The sequence below is a fragment of the Bifidobacterium sp. M0404 genome (genome assembly GCF_016101415.1).
In the GTDB taxonomy this organism is placed as follows: domain Bacteria; phylum Actinomycetota; class Actinomycetes; order Actinomycetales; family Bifidobacteriaceae; genus Bombiscardovia; species Bombiscardovia polysaccharolytica.
Window position 1 is genome coordinate 598,250 of the sequence record NZ_JACFQP010000001.1, and the last position, 22,455, is coordinate 620,704.

Annotated in this window: 21 protein-coding genes and 1 pseudogene; 20 read left to right on the forward strand and 2 right to left on the reverse strand. The window is 50.7% G+C overall.

The genetic code is table 11. The annotated features are described in order from the left end of the window. The first annotated feature begins 8 nt into the window (after nt 1-8). The 13 genes from H3T93_RS02470 to H3T93_RS02530 all read left to right on the forward strand — a co-directional run bounded on the left by H3T93_RS02470 (nt 9) and on the right by H3T93_RS02530 (nt 13,081). A complete protein-coding gene (locus tag H3T93_RS02470) occupies nt 9-1,049 on the forward strand; it encodes a zinc-dependent alcohol dehydrogenase family protein (RefSeq protein WP_144177069.1) in 1,041 nt (346 codons plus the stop codon). A gap of 315 nt (nt 1,050-1,364) precedes the next feature. Then, a complete protein-coding gene (locus H3T93_RS02475) occupies nt 1,365-2,096 on the forward strand; it encodes an ABC transporter ATP-binding protein (RefSeq protein ID WP_232348598.1) in 732 nt (243 codons plus the stop codon). A 50-nt stretch (nt 2,097-2,146) separates the two neighbouring features. Further along, entirely contained in the window at nt 2,147-3,514 is a 1,368-nt protein-coding gene (locus H3T93_RS02480; RefSeq protein WP_144177068.1) for a hypothetical protein, read from the forward strand. 312 nt (nt 3,515-3,826) lie between these two features. Then, on the forward strand, nt 3,827-4,360 hold the full coding sequence (locus tag H3T93_RS02485; protein WP_144177066.1) for a ClbS/DfsB family four-helix bundle protein: 534 nt from the start codon (nt 3,827-3,829) through the stop codon (nt 4,358-4,360). 201 nt (nt 4,361-4,561) lie between these two features. Beyond that, the gene (locus H3T93_RS02490; RefSeq protein WP_233439321.1) at nt 4,562-5,158 is read left to right on the forward strand and encodes an RNA polymerase sigma factor; all 597 of its coding nucleotides are present in this window, start codon (nt 4,562-4,564) and stop codon (nt 5,156-5,158) included. A 14-nt stretch (nt 5,159-5,172) separates the two neighbouring features. Next, the gene (locus H3T93_RS02495; RefSeq protein ID WP_144177065.1) at nt 5,173-6,018 is read left to right on the forward strand and encodes a hypothetical protein; all 846 of its coding nucleotides are present in this window, start codon (nt 5,173-5,175) and stop codon (nt 6,016-6,018) included. A gap of 239 nt (nt 6,019-6,257) precedes the next feature. Then, complete coding sequence (locus H3T93_RS02500) at nt 6,258-6,743, forward strand: hypothetical protein (RefSeq protein ID WP_144177064.1); 486 nt, start codon at nt 6,258-6,260, stop codon at nt 6,741-6,743. After that, the gene (locus H3T93_RS02505) at nt 6,740-7,498 is read left to right on the forward strand and encodes a murein hydrolase transporter LrgB (protein ID WP_144177063.1); all 759 of its coding nucleotides are present in this window, start codon (nt 6,740-6,742) and stop codon (nt 7,496-7,498) included. Before H3T93_RS02500 ends, H3T93_RS02505 begins: the two co-directional genes overlap by 4 nt. 31 nt (nt 7,499-7,529) lie before the next feature. Continuing rightward, nucleotides 7,530-8,390, forward strand: coding sequence for an ATP-binding cassette domain-containing protein (locus tag H3T93_RS02510; RefSeq protein ID WP_144177062.1), 861 nt, complete (start codon nt 7,530-7,532; stop codon nt 8,388-8,390). Nucleotides 8,391-8,425: 35 nt separating this feature from the next. Continuing rightward, the gene (locus H3T93_RS02515; protein ID WP_144177061.1) at nt 8,426-8,830 is read left to right on the forward strand and encodes a DUF2511 domain-containing protein; all 405 of its coding nucleotides are present in this window, start codon (nt 8,426-8,428) and stop codon (nt 8,828-8,830) included. A 473-nt stretch (nt 8,831-9,303) separates the two neighbouring features. Beyond that, entirely contained in the window at nt 9,304-10,974 is a 1,671-nt protein-coding gene (locus tag H3T93_RS02520) for an MFS transporter (RefSeq protein ID WP_267900936.1), read from the forward strand. A gap of 98 nt (nt 10,975-11,072) precedes the next feature. Further along, nucleotides 11,073-12,455 carry a sensor histidine kinase gene (locus tag H3T93_RS09255; RefSeq protein ID WP_144177058.1) on the forward strand — a complete coding sequence of 461 codons (1,383 nt, stop codon included), beginning with the start codon at nt 11,073-11,075 and terminating at the stop codon, nt 12,453-12,455. After that, the gene (locus tag H3T93_RS02530) at nt 12,452-13,081 is read left to right on the forward strand and encodes a response regulator (protein WP_144177057.1); all 630 of its coding nucleotides are present in this window, start codon (nt 12,452-12,454) and stop codon (nt 13,079-13,081) included. Before H3T93_RS09255 ends, H3T93_RS02530 begins: the two co-directional genes overlap by 4 nt. 221 nt (nt 13,082-13,302) lie before the next feature. Here H3T93_RS02530 and H3T93_RS02535 read toward each other — a convergent pair whose 3' ends face one another. Together H3T93_RS02535 and H3T93_RS02540 are read right to left on the reverse strand one after the other, a co-directional pair. Beyond that, nucleotides 13,303-13,830, reverse strand: a complete 528-nt coding sequence (locus tag H3T93_RS02535; RefSeq protein ID WP_144177056.1) for a VOC family protein — start codon at nt 13,828-13,830, stop codon at nt 13,303-13,305. Nucleotides 13,831-13,914: 84 nt separating this feature from the next. After that, nucleotides 13,915-14,658: a MerR family transcriptional regulator gene (locus H3T93_RS02540; protein ID WP_186363882.1), complete on the reverse strand. Its 744-nt coding sequence runs from the start codon at nt 14,656-14,658 to the stop codon at nt 13,915-13,917. Nucleotides 14,659-15,143: 485 nt separating this feature from the next. Between H3T93_RS02540 and H3T93_RS02545 the strand changes: the two are divergent. The 7 genes and pseudogenes from H3T93_RS02545 to H3T93_RS02575 all read left to right on the forward strand — a co-directional run. Beyond that, nucleotides 15,144-16,622: pseudogene (locus H3T93_RS02545) on the forward strand (Hsp70 family protein); the annotation flags it as partial. A gap of 68 nt (nt 16,623-16,690) precedes the next feature. Beyond that, on the forward strand, nt 16,691-17,821 hold the full coding sequence (locus tag H3T93_RS02550) for a tetratricopeptide repeat protein (protein ID WP_186363881.1): 1,131 nt from the start codon (nt 16,691-16,693) through the stop codon (nt 17,819-17,821). Then, entirely contained in the window at nt 17,814-18,320 is a 507-nt protein-coding gene (grpE, locus tag H3T93_RS02555; protein WP_186363880.1) for a nucleotide exchange factor GrpE, read from the forward strand. The genes H3T93_RS02550 and grpE overlap by 8 nt, the downstream gene beginning before the upstream one ends. Nucleotides 18,321-18,323: 3 nt before the next feature. Beyond that, nucleotides 18,324-18,479, forward strand: coding sequence for a hypothetical protein (locus tag H3T93_RS02560; RefSeq protein WP_186363879.1), 156 nt, complete (start codon nt 18,324-18,326; stop codon nt 18,477-18,479). A 45-nt stretch (nt 18,480-18,524) separates the two neighbouring features. Continuing rightward, entirely contained in the window at nt 18,525-20,399 is a 1,875-nt protein-coding gene (locus H3T93_RS02565) for a nuclease-related domain-containing protein (RefSeq protein WP_144177049.1), read from the forward strand. A gap of 47 nt (nt 20,400-20,446) precedes the next feature. Next, nucleotides 20,447-20,752 (forward strand): hypothetical protein, encoded by a 306-nt coding sequence (locus H3T93_RS02570; RefSeq protein WP_144177047.1) that lies wholly within the window; start codon nt 20,447-20,449, stop codon nt 20,750-20,752. A 35-nt stretch (nt 20,753-20,787) separates the two neighbouring features. After that, complete coding sequence (locus H3T93_RS02575; protein ID WP_144177045.1) at nt 20,788-22,380, forward strand: TRAFAC clade GTPase domain-containing protein; 1,593 nt, start codon at nt 20,788-20,790, stop codon at nt 22,378-22,380. Nucleotides 22,381-22,455 lie beyond the last annotated feature (75 nt).

Here is a 22,455-nt window from a genome sequence, read left to right on the forward strand (position 1 = left end):
GCAAGAGCATGAAGGCAGCAAAGTTTGTAAAGCCGGGCCGCATCGAGCTGGAGGAATCACCGATGCCGACCATCGAAAAGCCTAAAGATGCCGTGATTCGGATCGTCCGGGCCTGCGTGTGCGGATCCGATCTGTGGTGGTACCGGGGGATTTCCTCAATGTCCTCAGGCAGTCACGTAGGGCACGAAGCCATTGGCTTGGTTGAAAATGTGGGCTCGGATGTCTCTCATGTCAAACCTGGTGACTTCGTCATCGCTCCCTTCACCCATGGCTGCGGGCACTGCGCAGCCTGCAGGGCTGGATTCGACGGTGACTGTCTTGATCCGGACAGGCGGGGGAGCGGCGGCTACCAGAGCGAGTTTCTACGATTCACCAACGCGGATTGGGCGCTGGTGCGGATTCCAGGCCAGCCTGAGGATTACAGCGACGATATGCTCAACTCTCTGCTGACCCTCTCCGACGTGATGGCCACGGGTTATCATGCAGCCGCAACTGCCCAGGTCAAAGAAGGCGACACAGTCGTGGTCATGGGCGATGGGGCAGTGGGTCTGTGCGGAGTCATAGCAGCCAAGCTGCGTGGGGCCGAACGCATCATCGCCATGAGCCGGCATGAGGACCGCCAGAAGCTGGCGAGTGAATTCGGGGCCACTGACATCGTGGCTGAACGCGGCGACGCTTCTGTGGAACAGGTCATGACCCTCACCGACGGAGCCGGAGCTGATGCGGTCCTGGAATGCGTGGGCACCGAACTGTCCACCGATACTGCCGTCAGAGTGGCCCGGCCCGGCGCAGTGGTCGGCCGGGTGGGCGTGCCACAGCAGGCCACCATGGACACCTCTCAGCTGTTCTGGCGCAATGTCGGTCTGCGAGGCGGCACGGCCGCAGTCACCACATATGACAGGCATCTGTTGCTTGACCAGGTGCTCAAGGGCAGCATCCAGCCAGGCAAGGTCTTCACCAAGCGCTTTGCCTTGGATCACATCCAGGAGGCCTATGAGGCCATGGACCAGCGCACCGCCATCAAATCCCTGCTGCTTGTTGGCGAATGAGGCTGCAGCAGTAATCAGCTGATTCTCGGCGCTGCTGACATTACCGGTGGCGCCGCGTAAGCATACCTGCCTGAACATGCCTCTTATTCCGAAAAAATCAGGGCCGAGTCAGGGATAATTCAGGGTAAATCAGGGTATTTCATCCCTTCTTGCTCTGATATTAATGAAATTGACTGATGACGACAAGGATGACCGTCATACAGGGGCAAGCGACGAACGAGGGCGCATGACATCTGCGAGGCGAATCAGCATTACTGAGCGTAGATGCCTCAGTCTGGAAGGTCGTCGATGATCATCCAAGGGAAAGATGCAACTATGAATAACCCCAACGTAAGCGAAAGCAGAGGCCCGACACCCACGATTGAAGCTACGGGGCTGTCCATGATGGTCTCCCCGCGCCGCGGCGATTCACTGACCATTCTCGATGACATCGCATTCACTGCTTATCCGGGGGAGATGACCGGCATCATCGGTCCGTCAGGTAGCGGAAAATCGACGCTGCTGTACTGCCTGGCTGGGTTGGAGAAGGCCACTAGCGGCACTGTGCTTCTGCTGGGCAAAGACATAACCCGTCTGGGGCTGTCGGCCATGACCAAGTTCAGACGCCAGCATCTAGGCTTCGTATTCCAGTCCTACAACCTGATCACCAGCATGACAGTCGAACAGAATCTGGCTCTGCCATTCACCCTTCGCGGATCCCGCTTTCCCAGAAAGACGGCGGATTCCCTCTTGAAGTACTTTGGTTTGATCGATCAGAAAAAGAAAAGCGTCACCCTACTGTCAGGCGGCGAGCAGCAACGTGTTGCCCTGGCCCGGGTTCTGTTATCCGACGCAGACGTGGTATTCGCGGACGAGCCAACTGGCGCCCTGGATCAGGAATCCGGAGAAAAGGTCATATCGGTGCTTAAGGAACTTGCCAACCACGAAAAGAAAACCATCGTACTGGTGACGCATAACAATGAGGTGGCAGGCCAGTGCGATCGGCTTTTTGCCGTGCGCGATGGCCGTATCAGCCAGTCATTCTCTGCGAAAGCGCCCATGGCATGAGAGGCGCTCTGTCCGAACTCAAAGCAGCGCCCATGGTCTGGAGCGCCGTCTTGCTGGCCATGGTCGTATCCCAGACTGTCATCTGCTCCCTCATCGCGATCGCCACGATCATTGATCAGGACTATCAGGGCCCGGAGCAGGTACTTGGATCCACATACACTGGTCCCGCCTTGGCATTCAGCGTGATCATCACCATAGCTGTGCTGCTATGGGTCATGAATTCAGCACTGAATCAACGCCGGCATCAACTGGCGCTCATGGTTTTGCAAGGCGCTCTGCCTTGGCAACTGCTGGCCTGGAATCTGCTGATAGTCATGGGATTATTCATCCTGTCCATTGCAGCCACCTGCCTTTTGCTGCCGGTGATTACGCCCTTGACCTTCGCCATGGTGACAAATCCATTTGATTTGCATTTGACCTATGCCGGCAGCCACCTGTTCGATTCGCTAGGCAAAGGCCTCGCTTTCAGCGCTGCGCCCATCTTCATAAGCACCTTGTTGACTATCCGTTCGCTCTCGAAAATACGACCAATGGAAGCCCTCAGGCAATCCCAGGACCCTCCAAAGCGGATAGGCGTCTTCCGCTTCCTCCTGGGAATCGTATGCTTGATTGGTGCTGGCTGCATGTTGCTGATTCCAGCTTTTGCACTTGCAACTAACCCTCGTGCCAGTCAGATGAGCAGCGCTGCCGCTCCAGATCGGATGACGGTATTTCTCGCCTTCGCCATGGGCGGCATGTTCCTCCTGATATTTTCGCTGGCAGCTTTCGCGCCATATCTCCTGCCCGGCTTCACGGCGATATGGACGCGTATTGTAGCGTTGCCATCCAGAACCTGGAGGCTGGCAGGCCAACAGGCTGTCGGCAGCATACAGCGCCAGGGAGCGACGATAATCCCGATGACTGCGGGTCTATCATTGCTGATGACCGTCAGCGGAGGGTTGAGCACAATGATCACCACCTTGCTAGTCGCTTTTCCCCACACACCAGGCAGCGTTCCGGCGACCACAGACATGTTTGCGAGTCTCTTGGCGCTCACTGGACCGCCAATAATCATCGCGATAACAGGTGCAATTGCAGGCACCTTGATCACTTCCAAAGGCAGAGGACTTGATCTGGCGCTGACCTACGTATCAGGTGCTGGAATCGGCCAGCTCAGAGTATTGGGCGCGCTTGACGGCATCATCACTATGATTACCAGCACACTGTTCTCCCTGGTCATCACATTGCTCTGCACCTCATCCCTGACTTTCATGCTCTCACGCTTCATGGGCAAAGCACAGATGAGCGTGCAATGGGGCGCATGGATCGTAGTGGTGCTCATCGTATCCCTGCTTGGTGCCGCAGCCACAGGAATCCAAGCTCTGACCACCAGGTTCGAGAACTCAGTCAGTGTCATATCTCATGCCATCGGCGAATAATAAAGCCTCGCTGCATGCACGCGAATACATATTTGAGCCACAGCGGGCCTGCCGACCTCTGTCATTCCTCCATGTCTCTTGTTAAATAAATTAAGTCGGTATATGCAGCGCTCGGCTTGATGAATTTAATTGGTAGATACAACTGTGAGCACTTGATGGCTTTCCACCAATACAGGTAAACACAGGAGTATGCGACGATTTCCTACACACGAGCATTTGCAAGGCCCATATAGGGTACAGTCGATGGCAAACCGAGACCGGTGACAATCAACCAGTCAAATCTTGTCGACCAGAGACAAACGGAGGACCGTCATGGCGCGACCTACTACCAAGGAAGAACTCATCAAGACGGCTGATGATGGCTTCGACAAACTCCTGGCGCTGCTTGAGCCACTGACACCTGAAGAACGCAATGGCCGCTTTTCCTTCGATCTGAGCAAGGAGAAGGGGGCCCATTGGGCACGCGACAGGAACATCAAGGATGTGCTCGTCCATCTCTACGAGTGGCATCAGCTGTTGTTGAACTGGGTGGAGGACAACCAGCAGGGCAGGACCCACGACTTTCTTCCTGACGGCTACAACTGGCGCAATTACGGCGAGATGAATGTGAAGCTGCGGGACAAGCATGATGACACCACCTATGATCAGGCCTTGAACCTGTTTATCGAATCCCATAAGAAGGTCATGGCCCTGGCGCAATCGTTCACCAACGAGCAGCTATTCACCAAGGGCGCCCTCCCATGGACAGGAAACTCTACCTTGGGCTCTGCCTTCATCTCTTCAACCTCCAGCCATTACGACTGGGCCCTGAAGAAGATACGGAAGTACTTGAAGGGGCGCAAATAAGCGCTAGGATACCTGAAAAGAATCAGTTTCATACAAGACAGTAATGGGTTGCCATGCGACCAGATTCACAGTATGGGTGACCCCAGAAGCAGCATCTCAGCATATTCGTAATAGCAATGAAGCATAACCGCGATAACCGCTTGCATAGCAGTACGCAAGACGATATCTGGGATGTAGACAATACGGAGAAGGACATCATCAGTGAAACGATCTCGCATTGATCCAGATACTGATGATATAAGGCTGATCAAGATGGTGGCTGACGAAAATGAATCGGCCTTTGAAGCACTTTACAATAAGTATGCTCATACCGTCCAAGCCTTTATTTCCCTGCGAATATCCGACGAGGAGGATGCCGGTGAAGTTTTTGCTGACACATGGCTGGGCTGCTGGCGTTCCTCAAAAACCTTCCGCGCAGACAGCAAGGTGCTTACCTGGATACTCAGCATTGCTCGCCGGCAAATCTATATGATACGTCGCAAACCGAAACCACCTGACCAAATGGATCAGGTGGAACTTGACTCGATAACCGATGATCAGTTGGAGCCTGTAGAACTGGTCAATAAGGATCTGACGATGGAAATAATACGGCAAAGGATTGATGCACTCCCAGCAGAAATGGCATATACGGTAACCTTGGCTTGGCTCCACGAGTTACCCTACACGGAAATAGCCTCCCTGCTCGACGTCCCGGTTGGGACTGTGAAGTCTCGTATTGCTCGGGCAAGGCAGATCCTGCGCCCACAGTTGACCGACCTCGCTCCAGTCAAACCCCATAAACTGCAGAGCCAGAGATAATTGAAGGGGTGATTATGGCAGACCGATATGAGAGCACCAGCCCAGACAGCACAGGCCCGGTCACCGAAGAATACCGGGGTGAAGTTCAAGAGGCGCTTAGGGAAAAAGAGCAGAATGTTCAGCCGGCAGTTCCAGCTTTTAATAGCGTACTGAAGGCCATCCAACAGAAGCCGTCACTGGCAACGGATCAACCGATACCATTCATGCGTCGAGTACGTTCCTTTGGCCCGCTTGTTCTGGCCCAATTCCGCCTCATACCGCGATATATCTTACTGGTGGAAATTGCGATAGCAGCGTGCTCTGTTTTAATTAGCAACCTTATGCAAGGTGCACGTTACGGCAGTCTCGGTATGCATATCTTTTCAAATATGCTCATGCTCAACATGGCACTGACAATAATCCTGGTCTTTTCCATTAAAGATGATCGTGAATTAATGCTCAGTATGCCCCTGGGACCTCAAGTTGTAGTAGCTACTAGGCTATTGCTGGCCTTTATCTCCAATATTGTCGTCGGAGGAGCAGCCTTATTGATCGTCACTGCCATCAACCCTGGAATAAGGCCCCTGCCAGTTATTGCCCAAACCATAGCCCCCATAACACTCCTGGCGAATATCGTGGCCCTCTTATGCATATGGCAATGCTCTTGGATTGCACTGCTCCTAGGGGTACTTGCACCACTATTGAGAACTTTGCAGAACTTTAGGTCATCATTTTTCCTACCGGCATGGGTCAATTCGGTACCCACTACAACCGCAGCCTGGGCAGGGACCATCCTACTGACAGTGGGACTCCTATCTGCTGTTATCCTTACAGCCCCTCTTGCCTGGCATACTCAACTCGCCGGTGGAGATAAAAATTAATGAACCTTTCCATCCTCTCTCGCTACTAACTAAGCAGACAGGACGAGCAGCGAGCAATGTCTGGCGGCAGCCGAGGCCAAAACCAGATATGAGGAAGGTGGACGAGGTTGGCTTTCGTAGGTATACAGCTCAAGAGGCTTTATAGGCTGGTATTACTGCCATTCATACTGACCGCAGGTATTCTTCTTGCGGGCTTCGTACTGGAGGGCATCTGGTCATTGAGCCGCATACGGCCAGTTATGATGGTTCTTACTCAGGTGCCAGTAATTGCTGCTGGCCTATCTACAGCTTTTGTGCTCAATGGTGACCCAATCGTTGAACTTACTGAGTCAACTCCAACTGGATGGCGGAAAGTTCAAGTGACCAGGCTGCTTATCATTACCGGAGCATTTCTTGCTGCCGCAGACCTTCTTTTTACCGGCTTGCATATGATGCGACTTTGGCCACGCGACATGGGATGGGTGAGCATCATTATCCCTGTTGGCAGTATATTCATTGTCAACTGTCTGGTTTTCCTTATAGCCGTACTCACCACGTCTATGCCAACATCGTCGCTGGCTTCCATGGCTATTTGGCTGTTTTTATGTTTTATATGGGATCCATACATCACCGATCCGGTCCGGCAACGACTCATTCCATTGTTTATTGCAGCAGCAGGCGCAATCTTCGGATGGGACATGTGCGGTGATGCGGAGCACAATGTTGTAAAGGTGGCAGCCCTATGAGGATACTGAGCCTTGTACGCATCACGCTACTGATGTTTTATCGGCGCAAAGCCTTGTGGATAGCCAGCATACCGCTGGCGCTCTTCGCCCTCTTTTTGGCCTATGCCTCTCCTATGTCACCTGGATTCCGCAACATAGATGGTCTTGTCTTTACCGGACAGGTTCTTGCTATGTTCACCCCGTTGGCATACGCAGCATCTTTTAGCGACCTTATGACTGCCGGCAGGCGAACAGGTATGGACGAGCTAGAATCCACCTCCCCCTTGCCGATGGCCGTCATCCGCTCAGCTCATGTCTTGGGAGCCTGGGTCATCTGCATATCATCTTCCCTGCTTTTCCTTGTATTGATCGCGGTCCACCAAGCCTTTAAAGGCAACGGTAAGGCAATACTGGTGGCCCTGGCAGTAGCACTTGTCATACTCTCACCATCAATGCTGATCGCTATGGGGATATCCGCCCTGCTAGGAGCCCTGTTGCCCACAATCGTAGCCCGAATTCTTGCCGTCCTGGTATGGGCTTGGCTGGCTTTCTATACCCCCCTCTTACCACTTCCAACGCTCAACGGTGGCCCGCTGGCCGTCATTGGTGATCCCATTGCCCAAGGATGGTTCCATACAGATCCTATGTACGTACCGGCGAACGGCCCCTTTACCGTCCAATCGGGAGTCATATCCCTGCTCTGGCAGGTGTGTATTATCTTCCTTCTTTTCACTGGTGCAAACATAGCCTCCAACCACATAAAAGCTCGGGTCTGACTATCCACTGACTTCGAAAGGAATTACTCACATGTTTATCTCCATTGACCATCTGACCAAGGATTTTCGGGGGAGACCGGCCGCTTTGAACGATCTGACCGTTGATCTTCCACAGGGCATGATAGGGCTTATTGGTCCAAATGGTGCCGGCAAAACAACCCTCATGCGCATTCTCACCGGAATAATCAAACCGACTAAAGGTAAAGTTTTTATTGATGGACAGGACCTGTCCTCGCCGGCCAATAGGCGAAATCTAAAACGACACCTGGGTTATCTGCCTCAGCACATCACCCCGTACGACAACCTGTCGCCACTTGAATTCCTTGATTATATCGGCATCTTGAAAATGATTGACGACAAACACGTACGGCAGGAGCAGGCACATACCCTCCTGGGACAAGTGGGATTGGAAGACGCGATGAACCTACCTATCCGGGGCCTATCCGGGGGTATGAGGCGCAGGGTTGGCATCGCACAGGCCCTTATGGGCGACCCCCAGCTGCTGGTAGTCGACGAGCCCACAGCAGGGTTGGATCCCGAAGAGCGCATGCGGTTCCGCACACTCCTTGCCCAACTGGGACAGGATCGAACCGTTATCCTCTCCACCCACATACTCGATGATGTTGCACAAACCTGCCCTTGGGTGTGTGTATTACGTTGCGGACGCAACCAGTATGACGGGCCGACAGAGGGGCTGATCCATGAAGCTGCCGGTCACACCTGGGTCACGCCCCCCATTGCAGCCCCACCGGATAATGCCACAATCATCAACGCGGAACCTACCCCAAAGGGGACAAGGTACCGCATAGTCACCGACACCCCGCCCGCAGGCTCTGTCGAAACCGCACCCAACCTTGAGGACGGATATATGGCTTTGGCCAGCGAGCGCTAGAAACCGTCCCCAAGTATGAAAGAACGTCGATAATTATGAAACAAATCAAGCAGAGCCTCAGAACCCTTTTCCTGATATGCGCCACAATTATGCTGACAGTGGGGGTTGTCGGCTGCACTGATGGCATGAAGCACCCTGAAGAGTATTCCACTGATGGAAGCAATAAAGTCGCAGCTACCAGCAACCCGCAAACAATTTCGAAAGAAGATTTGGGTCACACCTGGCCTCTTAAAGTTGATGAGGGCACCGTGTCATGCAAGCTCAGCAAGCAGGGAGACCCCATTCTCCGCTTTACCACCTCAGATGGTGAACAGTACGCACTGAACCAGGTACAAGACAATGAGCATCTCAAAAGCATTGAAACACTAAAATCAGATAAGAGTAAGTCAGTAGGAACTCTTATGAGTTTCGCCTTCTCGGTCTGTGACATACCAAAATAAACCAATTTTACAGGGCCTAACAGATAGCAAAACGGTGGGCAACAATAACAACAGGTCACCCAGGTTGACCGCGTGAAGAGTAACCGCTCATCGCATTGTCTTTCGCGGATATTACTCATTTCCTGTGATTCGCGAATCCCGTTCAATATGGGCCAGTTGAGAGGGCAATTGCTCAAGAGTCCTCTGGGTAATCTGCTTATCGTAACTAACGATTTCCCCAACCATTTGGCTCATAAATTCGCTCGATAAACTGCAAGACAGTACTTTTGCCAGCATCAGATAGCCCTATAACTCACACAGTCTGATTTCTGCGAACAGTTGCATTGCTGATCTTCTAGTCCCAGCTCTGACACGACTGACATCATGTCATCCGAATGGGGGACAGAGATATAGCGACTGGGATGACATAAGAAGCGAGAATATCTTTTTACTCTCATGGTGCAGCGCCTCCAAAGCCGATTACGGCGATATCAATTGCGCAAACACGAAAGAGAGACAGCATGCAAGATTGCGAAGTCAAAAGACAAGAAGACCCCTTGCCAGTGATTGAGGGTTCACAACCTCCTATCAATCACAAAAAACTCAGCCTGATCATGATTGGACTTATTGTCGCCGTCTCTATGACCAACATAGATTCGACAATCGTCTCCTTATCGAGTCAGGCAGTCCAATCAGGTCTGGGTCTGACCGCAAGCGGCATACAGTGGATTGTCAACGCCTACATGCTGGCTGCAGCCGCCACTTTCCCCATCTGCGGGCATCTGTCTGATCTAGCGGGCTACAAGCGCATCATGCTTTCAGGTACATTCCTTTTTGGAATGGGCAGTTTATGTTGCGGACTTGTTCCTGCAAATTCACTCTCGCTGATGCTGATGATCTTCTCCCGAGCGCTCCAAGGCATTGGTTCAGCCATGATGTTCCCGGCCGCTATCGGTATTCTGTTCTCCTACTCGGCCGAAAACAAGAGGGCCGGAAACATGGCTCTGTTCTTCGCCATCACAGGAGCCATGACATGTTTGGGCCCCATTCTCGGATCTTGGCTGATTCAATACTCCTGGCGCGACATCTTCTTCATCAATCTACCTCTGGCTCTCGTGGCCATCGTCATGATCGTCTCGATGATTCCAAAGGATTCACCCGCAACCGAACACGGTAGTCAGCATATTGACTGGGCTGGCGGCCTGGCCGTAGGACTCGCCATGATAGCTCTGATCGTGCCGATTCAACAGGGCAGCACCGTTGGCTGGTCGGATTGGCGCATTATTGCCAGTTTTGGTGCCAGCCTTGTGCTATTCCTGGTGTTCGGCTTCTGGGATTCGCACGTTGACAATCCAATCATTAAACTCAGAATCTTCCGCAACCCACCATTCGACATTTCCCAGCTCGCCATGTTGGTAGCCGCCGTGATCTTCCAACCCATCATGTACTTCCTCAGCGTCTATGGGCTCCTTGCACTCAACCGGTCAACATTGATGACCAGCCTATTCATCCTCTACTTTTTCTTAGGTTTCCTGGTTTCCGCCTTGTTAGGCGCCCAACTCTTCAACAGACATGGCATGAAACCGGTATTGCTGATTGCCGGCTTGATAGCCGCAACGGGTTTCTCCCTCATGTCGCTTACAGCCGGTTCGCTCGATAAAGGACTGCCCTCCAATACCGTCTGGCTGTCACTTTCCATGGTGGTTGCGGGTGCAGGGATCGGATTCATGTTCTCGCCATCATCCACTGATGCGGTCAATCGGGCCATCAACGCCTCTTATGGCGAAGCCACTGCCATCAATCAGACCTTCAAAAACTTCGGCGGCGCCTTAGGCATGGCAATGCTTGGACCATTGTGCACCCATTATTTTGCCCTGGATATTCATAAGGCCTTGGGCAAGTACGGAGTAAGTGCATCCCGAGCGCAAGCCATCGCAGATACTATTGGATCCGGAACTTCGGCAGGTGCTCAATCACAATTCGCCAGTATGCCCCAATCCATGCGGAATATGATCATGCCTCTGATCAGGGCCTCCTATGCCAGCGGCAGCAGCAAGGTCTTCCTAGCAATGGGTTGTCTGTCCTTGCTATTCATTCCCTTGGCTCTCTTGTATCCCCGAAAAGGCAAGCAAATTTTCGCTGGTAAGACAATCAAAAACCAATGAAGATCCCGGTTTCGAGGCTCGGAAACAGGAAAACCCGACGATTTCTACAGGCATTTTGGCAGTAGGGTGAATAAGTGTGCAAGTCATGGGAGACATGAGTGAAAATCACTGAGGGAATTGATCGAGAAAACCAACAGCAAGACCAGCTTTCAATGAATCTAAATGGTGATTGCGGCGACGATCAACTTGACGCGACCGCAAGAACCGATGCCCAGCGTCAACGTCTTCATAACACCTGGAACTGGTATTTCATTGTGGAAGCAGGCTGCGTAGTAGGAGCCAATTGCTTCTTCTCGACTGCATCCATGACCTATAAACTTGTTTCAAGCTTTCTCATCCTATTGCCCTGCCTGTTTTTCATGATCGTGGTTCTGCCTAGGGTATATGACAAGTCTGAAAGATTTGATCGGAAAACGGCAGATCAGCCGGTAAGCAAAACAGGAGCATATGGTTGGATTTTCGCTCTGCTGACGCTGGTCTGCCTGCCCATGGGCGCTTGGTTGGATGGTACCGCCATTCTGGCTCAGCTGTTTATCGTGCCACAACTCTTCATCGCTTTTTCCTATCTTCCTGCTCTGGGGTTGGTAGGAGTCCTGAATATAGCCTATTTGGCCATGGCTTTGGCTGGAAAAAGGTTCTTGAGTACAGATCTATCCGGCAATCTTATGCTCATGATTCTCGTAGTGGTATTCTCCGCAATGATTGGAAAGTCCTTTAATGTCCTGGCTTTGACCAACGGACATAATCAAATGCTACTGGACAAAATGGAGTCTCAACAAGAGACGATTCGCAGACTCAGCAGAGCTGAAGGAGCGTCCATCGAGCGTGAACGTGTGGCCAACGAAATGCATGACACGATCGCCCAGTCTTTGACTTCCATTCTGGCCTTGGCCAGGGTAGCTCATGAAGAACTGATCGACGACATACCTGCAGCTCAGAAGCATTTGGAAATGATCGCCAGCACGTCGAAGGGTTCTTTGGATGACACCAGAAGAATGATTGCGGATTCGGCACCGGCTGATCTGGATGGCAGGGACCTGAAGACGGCCCTGGAACGGACAGTGCATTCCACCGCAGCAAAGACAGGTTTTCAATCACAGTGTCGGATTCAACGAACCTTGCCGCCCTTGCCTAAGCAGACCGAGGTCAACCTGCTGCGTATAGTCCAGGAGTCCCTGACTAATATTTCCAAGCATGCCAATGCCCAGCATGTACAGGTGAGCTTGCTTTTGAAAGGGCAGGAACTGTTACAGCTTCGGATCAAGGATGATGGTCGTGGTTTTGATATTCAAAACTTGGATTTCCAGGAGATGGAAAAGGCCGGGCATGGCTATGGTCTGCGAGATATGGCCAAACGAGCTCAAGACGCGGGTGGGCGCTGTACGGTAACCTCCGTTCCCGGGCAAGGCACCTCCATAACTGTAAATATTCCTGTCGAAAGACCAAGTAACACTACTCGACCAGATAAGGAGGAAAGATGATCCGACTTGTCATGGCCGACGACCACCCCATGGTTCGGGAGGGCATACGCAGCATGCTGAAACGCCATGCAGACCTTGAAGTGGTTGCCGAAGCATGTAATGGCGCCCAGGCCATAGAGGCTGTGGCGAAGACACAGCCAGATTTGTTGCTACTCGATCTGCGGATGCCTGATATGAACGGTCCTGAAATCACCCGGAAAGTGCTGGCTTCTTATCCCAAAACCAAGGTATTGATCCTTACCACTTACGATTCCGACCACGATATTCTGCCGGCCATAGAAGCCGGAGCCAATGGCTATCTGCTGAAAGACGTAGAACCTCATGTCTTGGCCCAAGCTATCCGTGACACTGTTGCAGGGTCCACTGTCCTGAATCCGACCGCAGCGGAAGCAGTCAGCAAGGCGCTGCGCCCTGCGACCAGACCAGCACTGTCCGAACAAGAGACACGTGTGCTGCGCGAGGCCGCCAAAGGCATGACCAATCGGCAAATCGCAGAACACTTATACATCAGCGAGGCAACAGTAAAAACATACTTCAGTCGGATCTTCGCCAAATTGGAGGTCAGCGATCGCACGGCTGCAGTAGCGGAAGCCATCGAAACTCTAGGCTTGAAATCCGAGCAGTAAACCTGCTGGCCTAACTTCCATAACTGGACTAACTTCAATAACCAATAGCCCGCTAACCGATAGCCCCTTAAGCGATAGCCTCTTTCGAATCTAGGGGCAAGAACCGGCTTTATACAAGAACAAACGTTATAAGTCTTATATATTTTTCATTCGGCCATTCGAGACATCTAATCGTTGCTCTTTCAATCAAATCACGAGTAGGGGAGGTACTTCATCTTTGTTCATTGACCGTGCGAGTTCAGATAAACTTGACCCTTCTGTTTGTCGACAGCCAAAGCGGCTGTCAGAATAAGAATCAGGCCTTCCGGAGTGTGAATCCTGGCTTCGAGTGAGTTCCACGGCTTACGTAATGGAGCTGAAGTGGAGCCAGGACGAAGGCGCTCGCATGCATCCACAATCTTGCTGATTTGCTTTTCCGTGACTGCTACGCTCAGGCTTCCTATGGACTCCATATCCGTATCAGAGTCGCCAGTATTGGAACCACTCTTACGAATCAGCACATCCTGAAAGGCCCAGCGCCTCAAGTGAATCATCATGCCCGGCATGGTGTATAAATCGATGAAGCCTAGTCCCTGCGTCCAGAAAACTTCTGATTCATCTAGATCGTGGCTATACAGGCACATGAACATGGGCATAAGATAGATGCCCCTATAAGGCTCCGGCGGTTCCGCATTCTTTCCCGGCTCCGGCACGGGACTTATGCTTGCGCCTGTATAAGCAGAAGCTCTGGTCTGGTCATGGTTGTGCATGGTTACCTCGTTCCTTAGTTGAAGGATTTTCAATTGGGTTGTCAAACAGAAAACCTGATACGTAGATGGAAGATACTGACTGCGTCACTCCCATTTGGCGGTTGCCGGATCTATCCCGTTTGCACGAGCCGCAGTTTCGATTGCAGCAAGCATCCATTGCGCCAATCCAGGTTCCAGTTGTTCGTAATGGCGCCTGAAACGCGGGTCGGCCACATACATTCGCCCCAGAATGACATGCATGGACGGCGTCACATGGAACCATGACAAAGCCTGCCGATGCTCGTCAATCAGTTCTAGAACCTTATCTGATGTCGGAGCCAGACCTTTTCGTTTGGCTTGTGCAAGCTCACTTTCTACATTTTTGAGCCGGGCCGTGTCCTTTTTCTGCTCTTGCTCGGAGCACATGGCTTTTCGCTCCGCATACTCAAGCCACTGCCTGCTAGCACCCCAGCGTTCGTATGCTTCCGAAAAGTACTGGTCCTCCTGATTGGTCTTCGTAGTGGCTGAATCATTACCTGACTTTCCCTCAGCAAGGGCTGTGAGCCGGTCCAGACGATTCGCAGCTTTCCTAAGAAGCTGGATTTTCTCCTGAATCCGCGAGCGCTGACCCCGCAACTCGTCCAAGGCCAAGAGTGTTTTGCAATCGAGCAATGCCCTGATTTGTCGGGCATTGAATCCCATTTCCCTGTAGATCGCAATTCGCTCCAGCCGTGCGACATCTTCGTGCATATATTGCCGGTAATTCGACTGGCCACGAATGGGAGAGACCAGTCCTTCCTCCTCCCAATGGCGCAGCATTCTCCGACTGACCCCGGTAAGCTCTGACATCTGACCGATGCTCAAGCATTCTTTGCTGTCATAGCCACTAGATTTGTCCCCATGTGTCATGCCTTGACACTAAACCCTGCCATCATGTCAAGGTCAAATCGGCATTCAGCCTTGACCGACTTTCAATTCATGCCTGGTCCTCATAGCGACACGGGCAGTGCAAGGTTCTAACTGAATTTGCATATAGTTGTGCTGATTTATCAGGTCTTCCATTTCTCGCCTTTCAGCAAACGGTATTTCAAGTTCGCCATAACCTAAAGCAGGTTGGTGGCGACGACAGCTACTTTTTACTACTTTCAATTAATCAGAATGACCAGTAGACGAATAAAAGCCACTTTACGTCTTAACGAGGATATATACTTTATCTGTAAGAAGTGGTTGTTTAACTGTTGGGATTGCAGAAGGGGAAGAATGAAACAGGCGGTAGGAATTGATTTAGGCACTACTTACTCGGCAGTAGCCATTCTTTCTCCGGGGGGGGGGGTGCAGTTTTAAAAACCCCAGAAGGTGAGTCTTCCACTCCTTCTGTAGTATATTTCCCTCAAACAGATGGGCAGGATAAACCCACGGTTGGCACTGCTGCAAAGCATATGGCTGCAGCGGATCCGGACAATGTGGTTCAGTTTGTTAAGCGCCATATGGGTGAGCCGAATTGGCGATATGATTCTCCCGCCGGTCAGTCGTACTCACCTGAAGAAATTTCAGCTATTATCTTAAAGCATCTCAAGCAGGATGCTGAAACGAATCTCGGTAAAGAAATCACCGATGCAGTCATCACGGTTCCTGCTTACTTTGACGATGCTCGTCGCACAGCCACAAAACAAGCCGGTAAAATCGCTGGTTTCAACGTGCTGCGCGTCCTGAACGAGCCGACTGCGGCGGCAATTTCCTATGGTTTGGACTCTCAGAAAAAGGGAACCATCCTTGTTTATGACTTGGGCGGTGGCACGTTTGATGTCACCTTGCTCAGCGTCGAAGATCTCACGTTTGAGGTTATAGGGACTGATGGTGATCGCAACCTCGGAGGCTTCGATTTCGACAATGCCTTAATGAAGCTCATAGCAGCCAAGGTATCCGACCAAGGCAGTGAAGGACTGCTCGACGACTTCCAGGCGACTGCAGATTTGCGTGAAAAAGCAGAGATAGCCAAGCGGGCCTTGAGCAAATTCTCCACCACCAACGTTTTCATAACCTTCAAAGGGAAAAACTACAAGATAGCCATAACACGTGAAGAGTTTGAACAAGCTACGCAAAGTCTGCTTGCACGTACCAGGGATCTGGTTCAAGACGTCATGGATGAGGCAGATTTCGACTGGAACGACATCGATTACGTCCTCCTCGTAGGAGGGTCCACTCGAATGCCGATGGTGCATCGGATGATGGAGAAGCTGACAGGAAAAGAGCCTCAATCCGACGTAAACCCTGATGAGGCCGTTGCCAAAGGGGCCGCTGTCCAAGCTGGTTTGGAGGAGTCCAAACTACTTGAGGCGGAAGGCAAGGATCCAGCTGCAGAGGGTCTGCCTACTTTGGGCGGAGCTGTTCAGATCCAAGATGTTGCCTCTCAGTCTTTGGGTGTGCTCGTTGCCAATGATGAAACAGACGGCCTGCACAACAGCATCGTCATACCCAGAAATTCAGCTATACCAGGTTCATATTCTAACGTTTTTTACACAATGCAAGACAACCAGGAATGTGTTAAAGTCCAGGTCACACAAGGTGATGACGAGGATCCCCAGTTCGTTACGATCATCGGCACTAGCACATTGAACCTGCCTCCACATCCGGAGAATTCTCCGGTGAAAATAACCTACTATTACGACATTGATCAGACGGTGCAAATTGAAGTCACGGATCTAGTGACCAACCAATCACTGGGGTCTTTTGAAATCGACCGTGTAGCCAATCTTGGCAAGCAGGAGATGGCCGATTCAGCAAACAAGCTGAATACATTGTCCATCGACTAAGCCCATGCGCGAGTAGGCGACACGCATAATTAGCAAAGAAAATCTGAATGACATTTAAGGAACTTACTATGATTGATTATTACCAGCTTCTCAATATTTCACCTGATGCAACTGAGGCAGAAATCAAGAAAGCCATACGTCAACAAAGGGCTAAGTACCGCCGAAGAGTGGATAGTTCTCCTGACATTGACACCAGAACTATGGCAGAGAAGAAAGTGGAGCAGATCGGTGAAGCAGAAAAAATTCTTACCGATCCAGAAAAACGTGATGCTTATGATCAGCAACTCGAATCTGCTCCACCGGACAACTCTTCAGATCAGCCAACTAGAAGTGGTAACAAGGACTGGCTAGCTGTTTCACGCGAGTATTACAGAAACGGTGACACGCGCAAAGCTTACAGCGCTGCCAAAGAAGCCACAGACGTACAAAGCAACAACGCACAAGCCTGGGAGTTCCGCGCTCTATTAGCTTCTGAGCTGAACAAATACGACGACGCAGACTTTGCCATCGACCAAGGAATCCAAATCGAACCCAATAATGCTGGTCTCCATTCTACAGCGGCGTCAATTGCGTATGATGAAGAAAAATACGATACGGCAATAAACGAATATCGAAAAACTATAAAGTTAGATCCATCTAATTACCATGCCGCAATTCAAATTGGCTACATTATGGCATTATCCGGCCGGGATGAGGAAGGTTTTAACCATTTCAAGTCTCTCCATGATGTACACCCTGATAATTCAGATATTACTAAGAACTTTGTCAGCTATGCACTCATTTACCTAGAATCAAAATTGAGCGCGTCCGAAGGCAAATTCCCGACTGATGATGTCCCCACAAATGAGGCTCAGTTGAAAGCCGGCGTCGAAATCATGAATGAGATCGAATCACTTGAAGTCGATGATGATGATCTCAACGCAGAAAGGCAATCATATAAAGAGGCACTCGATTATGCAGGAAAGCGTCACTTTACAGTATCAACGATATTTGGCGGTATAAAATCAATTATCGTTTGGTTTATAGCTCTTCTTATTGTTAATTGGCTTTTCCACGGCTTCGTGCATTTCCTGGCAATAGTCATAATCACTGCTGTACTTGCCTTTGCATTGTATTTTGGAGTATTACCGTATGGCTACGAACTCAATAGGGATAAAGTCAGTGAAGAAGCCGCCCGAACAGGTGTGCAAAATGCCTGAGAACGATCAAGGCATAGAGGCTATCTCCCAGAACTTGAAAGGCCTGCAGGATCTATTTGTACGCAGATTGTCGGAGGATAAAAACACCAAGCAGCTGATTCGTTCATTGGAACAAAGCCTTCGTGAACGTGATGATTTGGACACCCATAAGGCGTTTGCGCCTTTGTTCAAGGAGCTCCTCCTGGCTGTCGATCGCCTGCAAAGCAACGATCCTTCGCTTGAATTGAATCGGTCTGTCGCTGAAGAAATCCTTGACCTGCTTTCACAGTATGGGTTGAACCCGATAAGTACCAATGGTTCAGTCGATCCGCGAGTCCATGAGGTCGTAGGCGTTGCAGGCGATGACGAGAACAAAGACCAGACCACAGCCGAGCCTGGCTCAATATGCAAGGTGATTCGACCGGGATATCTGATGGGCAACATGGTTTTGCGGCCAGCTCAGGTAGTTATTCAATCTCGTTTGGACGATTCAACACAAACAGGAAATGAAAGGAACTGAACAATGGGATTTTTCACAGATGATCCGCAGTACAAGGTGGTAGAGCGCCATTTTCTAGCGCCAGACAAGGTGGTGCTCAACGAGGTGACGATGGATGAGGCGAAGCAGTTCGTCCGCGATGCTGACAGCAGTCATGACTATGTGATTGAGCATGTCTGATTGAAGTTTGGACTTTCAAGGCGATTCATCGAATAGGAGACATCAGTGCCACGGTTTCATTTTCCCGGGACAGCCAGGAGCAAGGAGCGATCCGCTCCCCTCTGGTCTGCTGCCCGGGATGACGAGATCGACTGGGATGCTGTAAAGAAACCTACGGAGGAGGAGTTAGGAGAAGCCTGGGCACAGGCAATCTCCCGCTACCAGCTTCAAACGGCCACACCCGGGATTCCTGTCATTGATGAAAGCTTGGTGCCGAGGGCTTCACAAAAAACCTTGAAAGCCTACCGCGACATTTGTAACCACGATATTCATGGAGCTCGAATTTACGGCCATCCAGGTTCAGGTCTCGCAGACAGCGGATTCGGCAAAACCGAAGTTCGCACTGGTACGAAAGGCGAAGAAATATTCGCCAAACTCCTGACCTGGGATGGCATCTTGGACCACTGTGTATCATTCTGGTCGGTTTGGAATCCCGAAGCCGATGGACATCGCAACACCAGAGGCACCGACATTGATTGCATTCTGATGTTCGGATCACACATTTTGTTGGTCGATGTGAAAAATTACCGAGCTGGCATCGATTACCACAATCTAGTGCCGGGAAAAGCTATGTTCTGCATGTATCCAAAGGCCCGAGTCGTAGCCCATGAACCATACATATTCAGCGCCAATATGGCTTTTGCCCAGCACAACTTAAGCACCTATCTCCGGGCCAATGGAAGCAGTAGCACAGTTGAGTCCTTTGTCGTTCTAGTGCCGGCCTCAACCGGGGAAGCAAAACTTGACTCGGATATCAGCTGGCCAGGCGATATCCATGCCATGGCTTATTCGGACTTCGTCGGCATGATGAAGCAAAGAGCCCTGGATGATCCCTCCTATATAAACTTCAAGCCAGAAAAAACGAAGGAGGAAGGGTATCTTGCCTCCCTAGTCAAAAGCTACGGAGAAATACCACTATGTTCCTTGGAAGCGCCCACCGATCAAAACCAATGGCCCATCCCGGTCTACGATAAGCTGGCTGGTATCGCCCCCAAGAGTGCTAAGGAAAAGCAACCTAGACGGCATTATCAGAGCCGCCACTTAGACAAGTCCAATTCACCTGCCAAAAAACCAACAGGTTTTATTGGAAAAATACCTGCCTTCAACTTGAGCAAGGGTTCAATTGCCTGTTTAAGCGACAAAAGCGGCTCACTCCGTTACTTGAACCTCAAGGATACAGGCGGCCTGCTTGCTGCAGGAGAACATGGATCGGGATCAGTCGTCTGCATGACCAGCATCATGGCTTCTCTTGTCGCAAGCCGGAAGGTTGACCTGCGCATTATCGACTGCAACGGCACTTCCAATTTTGAACGATTCACTGATTATGTCACCTCGTACACTCATCTGTCGGATGGAATTGATCTAGTCTGCAGCGAAATTCAAGAGGTCTATACCGCTATTCGCTCTCGACAGATCACCATGCGCAAAAGCGGCCTGAACGATTACTGGCAGGCTGCCGCTGATTGCCCATTCGGTTTTCAGGTGCTTTTTATCAATGAGTGCTCACGCCTTTTCGCCAATCCGCACATTCCCAAAAACGATCAGACCTACTTGGATGACATAAAACGCTATTTGCAAACCATCGCAAAGAAAGGGGCGAAAGTAGGCATCTGTGTAATCATTCTGACTCAAAAGCCATCCGTCAAAGCTCTTCCCGCCAACCTCACTCTGGCCTGCAATCTGCGTGTTTGCTTTCGTGTGGCAAGAGTTGCAACCCGGAAGTTGATACTGGGATCTGATCTGCAAAACAAGGTCAGCTTTGACCCCAATCCTCGACGCGACATAGGCATGGCCTATCTAAGACGCGGTCGTCAGAAGCCGATAAAGCTCCAATTTCTTAGGGCCAGACCTGAGGTTATGGATACGGCTTACCCCTACTAGTTATGACAAATCAATGGAACTGCTAACTCGAAAAGGATTATGGGGTCATGGAAGTCATCTTTTTCTTAATAGTGCTGGTTATCGTGATAGCACTTATTTGCGCTGCCATTGCATTTGCGCTCCCTTTTATACTCATGGCTTTGATCATGGTGCTATTTGTCGCCTTCTTATACGGTATCGGCAAAAGCCTTATCGGATATTACTCAGCCTTGATTACAACTTATGGAAAAAAAGTTGGAATCACTATAGGAGTCACGCTGACTCTCTTCTGGCTATTCTGCTGCCTATTCGTGGGCAAAAAGTTTATTGTTCCCCTGTTGGCCTCCATTGGCGTTTTACAAGGAATCATATAAGGAATTTGAAGCACTTTGGAGAGTGAGGATACAATATGAGCGAAGCTGCCAAGGAGCCAGCCAAGCATTCTTATTATTTTGGGCCAGGTTTAGCGGATCTGAAGCAGGTGGTCACCTCTGCTCTGAAGAATATCGAAGAATCTTTATTTTCTTTGGCAAATACAATAGAAGATTCGCCAAATTTCATGATCAAAATCGACAACATAATTATAAACGTGTTGTGGTGGATATTCAGCTACACTTTTTGGATAGGTGCAGCGACTATGACCATCTTGGCCGGTGTCACTTTCTGCTTCTTTATGCTCATCCCTCACATTGCTGTATTCCTTGTCGTCGACATCATCGGCATAGCTTACACAGGCATCATCTTTGTCATAGAGCTGGTGATGATGAAACTGCGCAGGGTTTCACTTGTTTGTGACACCTGTCACACGCGGTTCGCATACCCGGTTTACATCTGTCCCTCCTGCGGAGCCAAGCATCAAGAGCTGTCACCAAATGTATTTGGTGCCCTGCATCACAGATGCACATGCGGAGCCAAACTGCCTTCAAGTCTCCTTGTTCTGAAGAACCCTCGCAGGTCGCTTGATGCCATCTGCCCCAACTGCTGGAAGTCGGGACGAGAAGTAACCGTGCAAGGTGCCGGAAGTCATACCGTGTGTATTCCCATCGTGGGAGGCGAGTCGGCTGGTAAAAGCGCCTTCATTACTGCCTATGTCAAGGATCTTATCGACCATCAGGCATCAACCCACGGATTGACGACACATTTCTACGATGACAGCAAGAAGAGCATGTACAGCGCTATGACCATGGACTATCAGAACGGTACCGTAAAAAAGACGGCCACCGTTACACGCACCGATATCTCCAGCACAATCTCCTTCAGCTTTTATCTTGAAGGGGAGAAGCTGAAGCCTCGTCGACTGATGCAAATCTACGACATCGCTGGAGAGACCTTCGTCGGCAACAGCGAAAACGAGCAACAACGTCAGTACGAGCACTGTGATGGCATTGTTCTGGTGATCGATCCCATGTCACTGCCCAAGGCTCAGGCGCTTTTCGGGAATCAAATGGATGCCGGTGATCAGAGCGCTGTCAGCTCAGCAAGTCTGGAAGACGTGATGAACGCTCTCAACAATGACCTGCGGGAGAACACGAAAATCGATAAGAGCGGAAAACTCTCCATGCCACTTGCCGTTGTCCTCAATAAGGTCGATGAGGCGGAAGGGTTGGATGATCGCTTCGGCAACAAGGGCGTGATGAAAATCAGAGCAGCGAACACGGAGAGATTCACTAATGATTTCGACCTCATGGACTTACTATGCCGACAGTTCCTGGTGGACATGGATATGCCCGAAATCGTTGATCTCATTGAGCAGAATTTCAAGAGTTCGCGTTTCTTCGCAGTCAGTGCAATAGGCCATACGGCTGGGAATGGCAATGCCTTTAAACCCTTGAATGTCAACGCGGTCATGAGCTGGATCCTTCAAAACTGCGATCCGAATTTGGCTAAGGACCTCAGCATGCAGACCTTCTCCAAAGCCAGCCTGCCGCTGGAAAAACCAGTCGCTGGCCTGTACGAAGCGCTGCTGGCCGGACAAGGGGGAAGCAAGCAAAGCAGTCAATGACATGAAGCAGGCGACCGCAATTGAGCAGCCAACCGTCATATAGATCTAATGCGAAAGGCGATAAAGGAGCAGAAA

Bases quoted from the DNA above. Each gene is read 5' to 3' on its own strand.
- H3T93_RS02470 (WP_144177069.1), top strand. From the start codon at position 9: ATGAAGGCAGCAAAGTTTGTAAAGCCGGGCCGCATCGAGCTGGAGGAA.
- H3T93_RS02475 (WP_232348598.1), top strand. From the start codon at position 1,365: ATGAATAACCCCAACGTAAGCGAAAGCAGAGGCCCGACACCCACGATT.
- H3T93_RS02485 (WP_144177066.1), top strand. From the start codon at position 3,827: ATGGCGCGACCTACTACCAAGGAAGAACTCATCAAGACGGCTGATGAT.
- H3T93_RS02495 (WP_144177065.1), top strand. From the start codon at position 5,173: ATGGCAGACCGATATGAGAGCACCAGCCCAGACAGCACAGGCCCGGTC.
- H3T93_RS02500 (WP_144177064.1), top strand. From the start codon at position 6,258: ATGATGGTTCTTACTCAGGTGCCAGTAATTGCTGCTGGCCTATCTACA.
- H3T93_RS02505 (WP_144177063.1), top strand. From the start codon at position 6,740: ATGAGGATACTGAGCCTTGTACGCATCACGCTACTGATGTTTTATCGG.
- H3T93_RS02510 (WP_144177062.1), top strand. From the start codon at position 7,530: ATGTTTATCTCCATTGACCATCTGACCAAGGATTTTCGGGGGAGACCG.
- H3T93_RS02515 (WP_144177061.1), top strand. From the start codon at position 8,426: ATGAAACAAATCAAGCAGAGCCTCAGAACCCTTTTCCTGATATGCGCC.
- H3T93_RS02530 (WP_144177057.1), top strand. From the start codon at position 12,452: ATGATCCGACTTGTCATGGCCGACGACCACCCCATGGTTCGGGAGGGC.
- H3T93_RS02535 (WP_144177056.1), bottom strand. From the start codon at position 13,830: ATGCACAACCATGACCAGACCAGAGCTTCTGCTTATACAGGCGCAAGC.
- H3T93_RS02540 (WP_186363882.1), bottom strand. From the start codon at position 14,658: ATGTCAGAGCTTACCGGGGTCAGTCGGAGAATGCTGCGCCATTGGGAG.
- H3T93_RS02550 (WP_186363881.1), top strand. From the start codon at position 16,691: ATGATTGATTATTACCAGCTTCTCAATATTTCACCTGATGCAACTGAG.
- grpE (WP_186363880.1), top strand. From the start codon at position 17,814: ATGCCTGAGAACGATCAAGGCATAGAGGCTATCTCCCAGAACTTGAAA.
- H3T93_RS02560 (WP_186363879.1), top strand. From the start codon at position 18,324: ATGGGATTTTTCACAGATGATCCGCAGTACAAGGTGGTAGAGCGCCAT.
- H3T93_RS02570 (WP_144177047.1), top strand. From the start codon at position 20,447: ATGGAAGTCATCTTTTTCTTAATAGTGCTGGTTATCGTGATAGCACTT.
- H3T93_RS02575 (WP_144177045.1), top strand. From the start codon at position 20,788: ATGAGCGAAGCTGCCAAGGAGCCAGCCAAGCATTCTTATTATTTTGGG.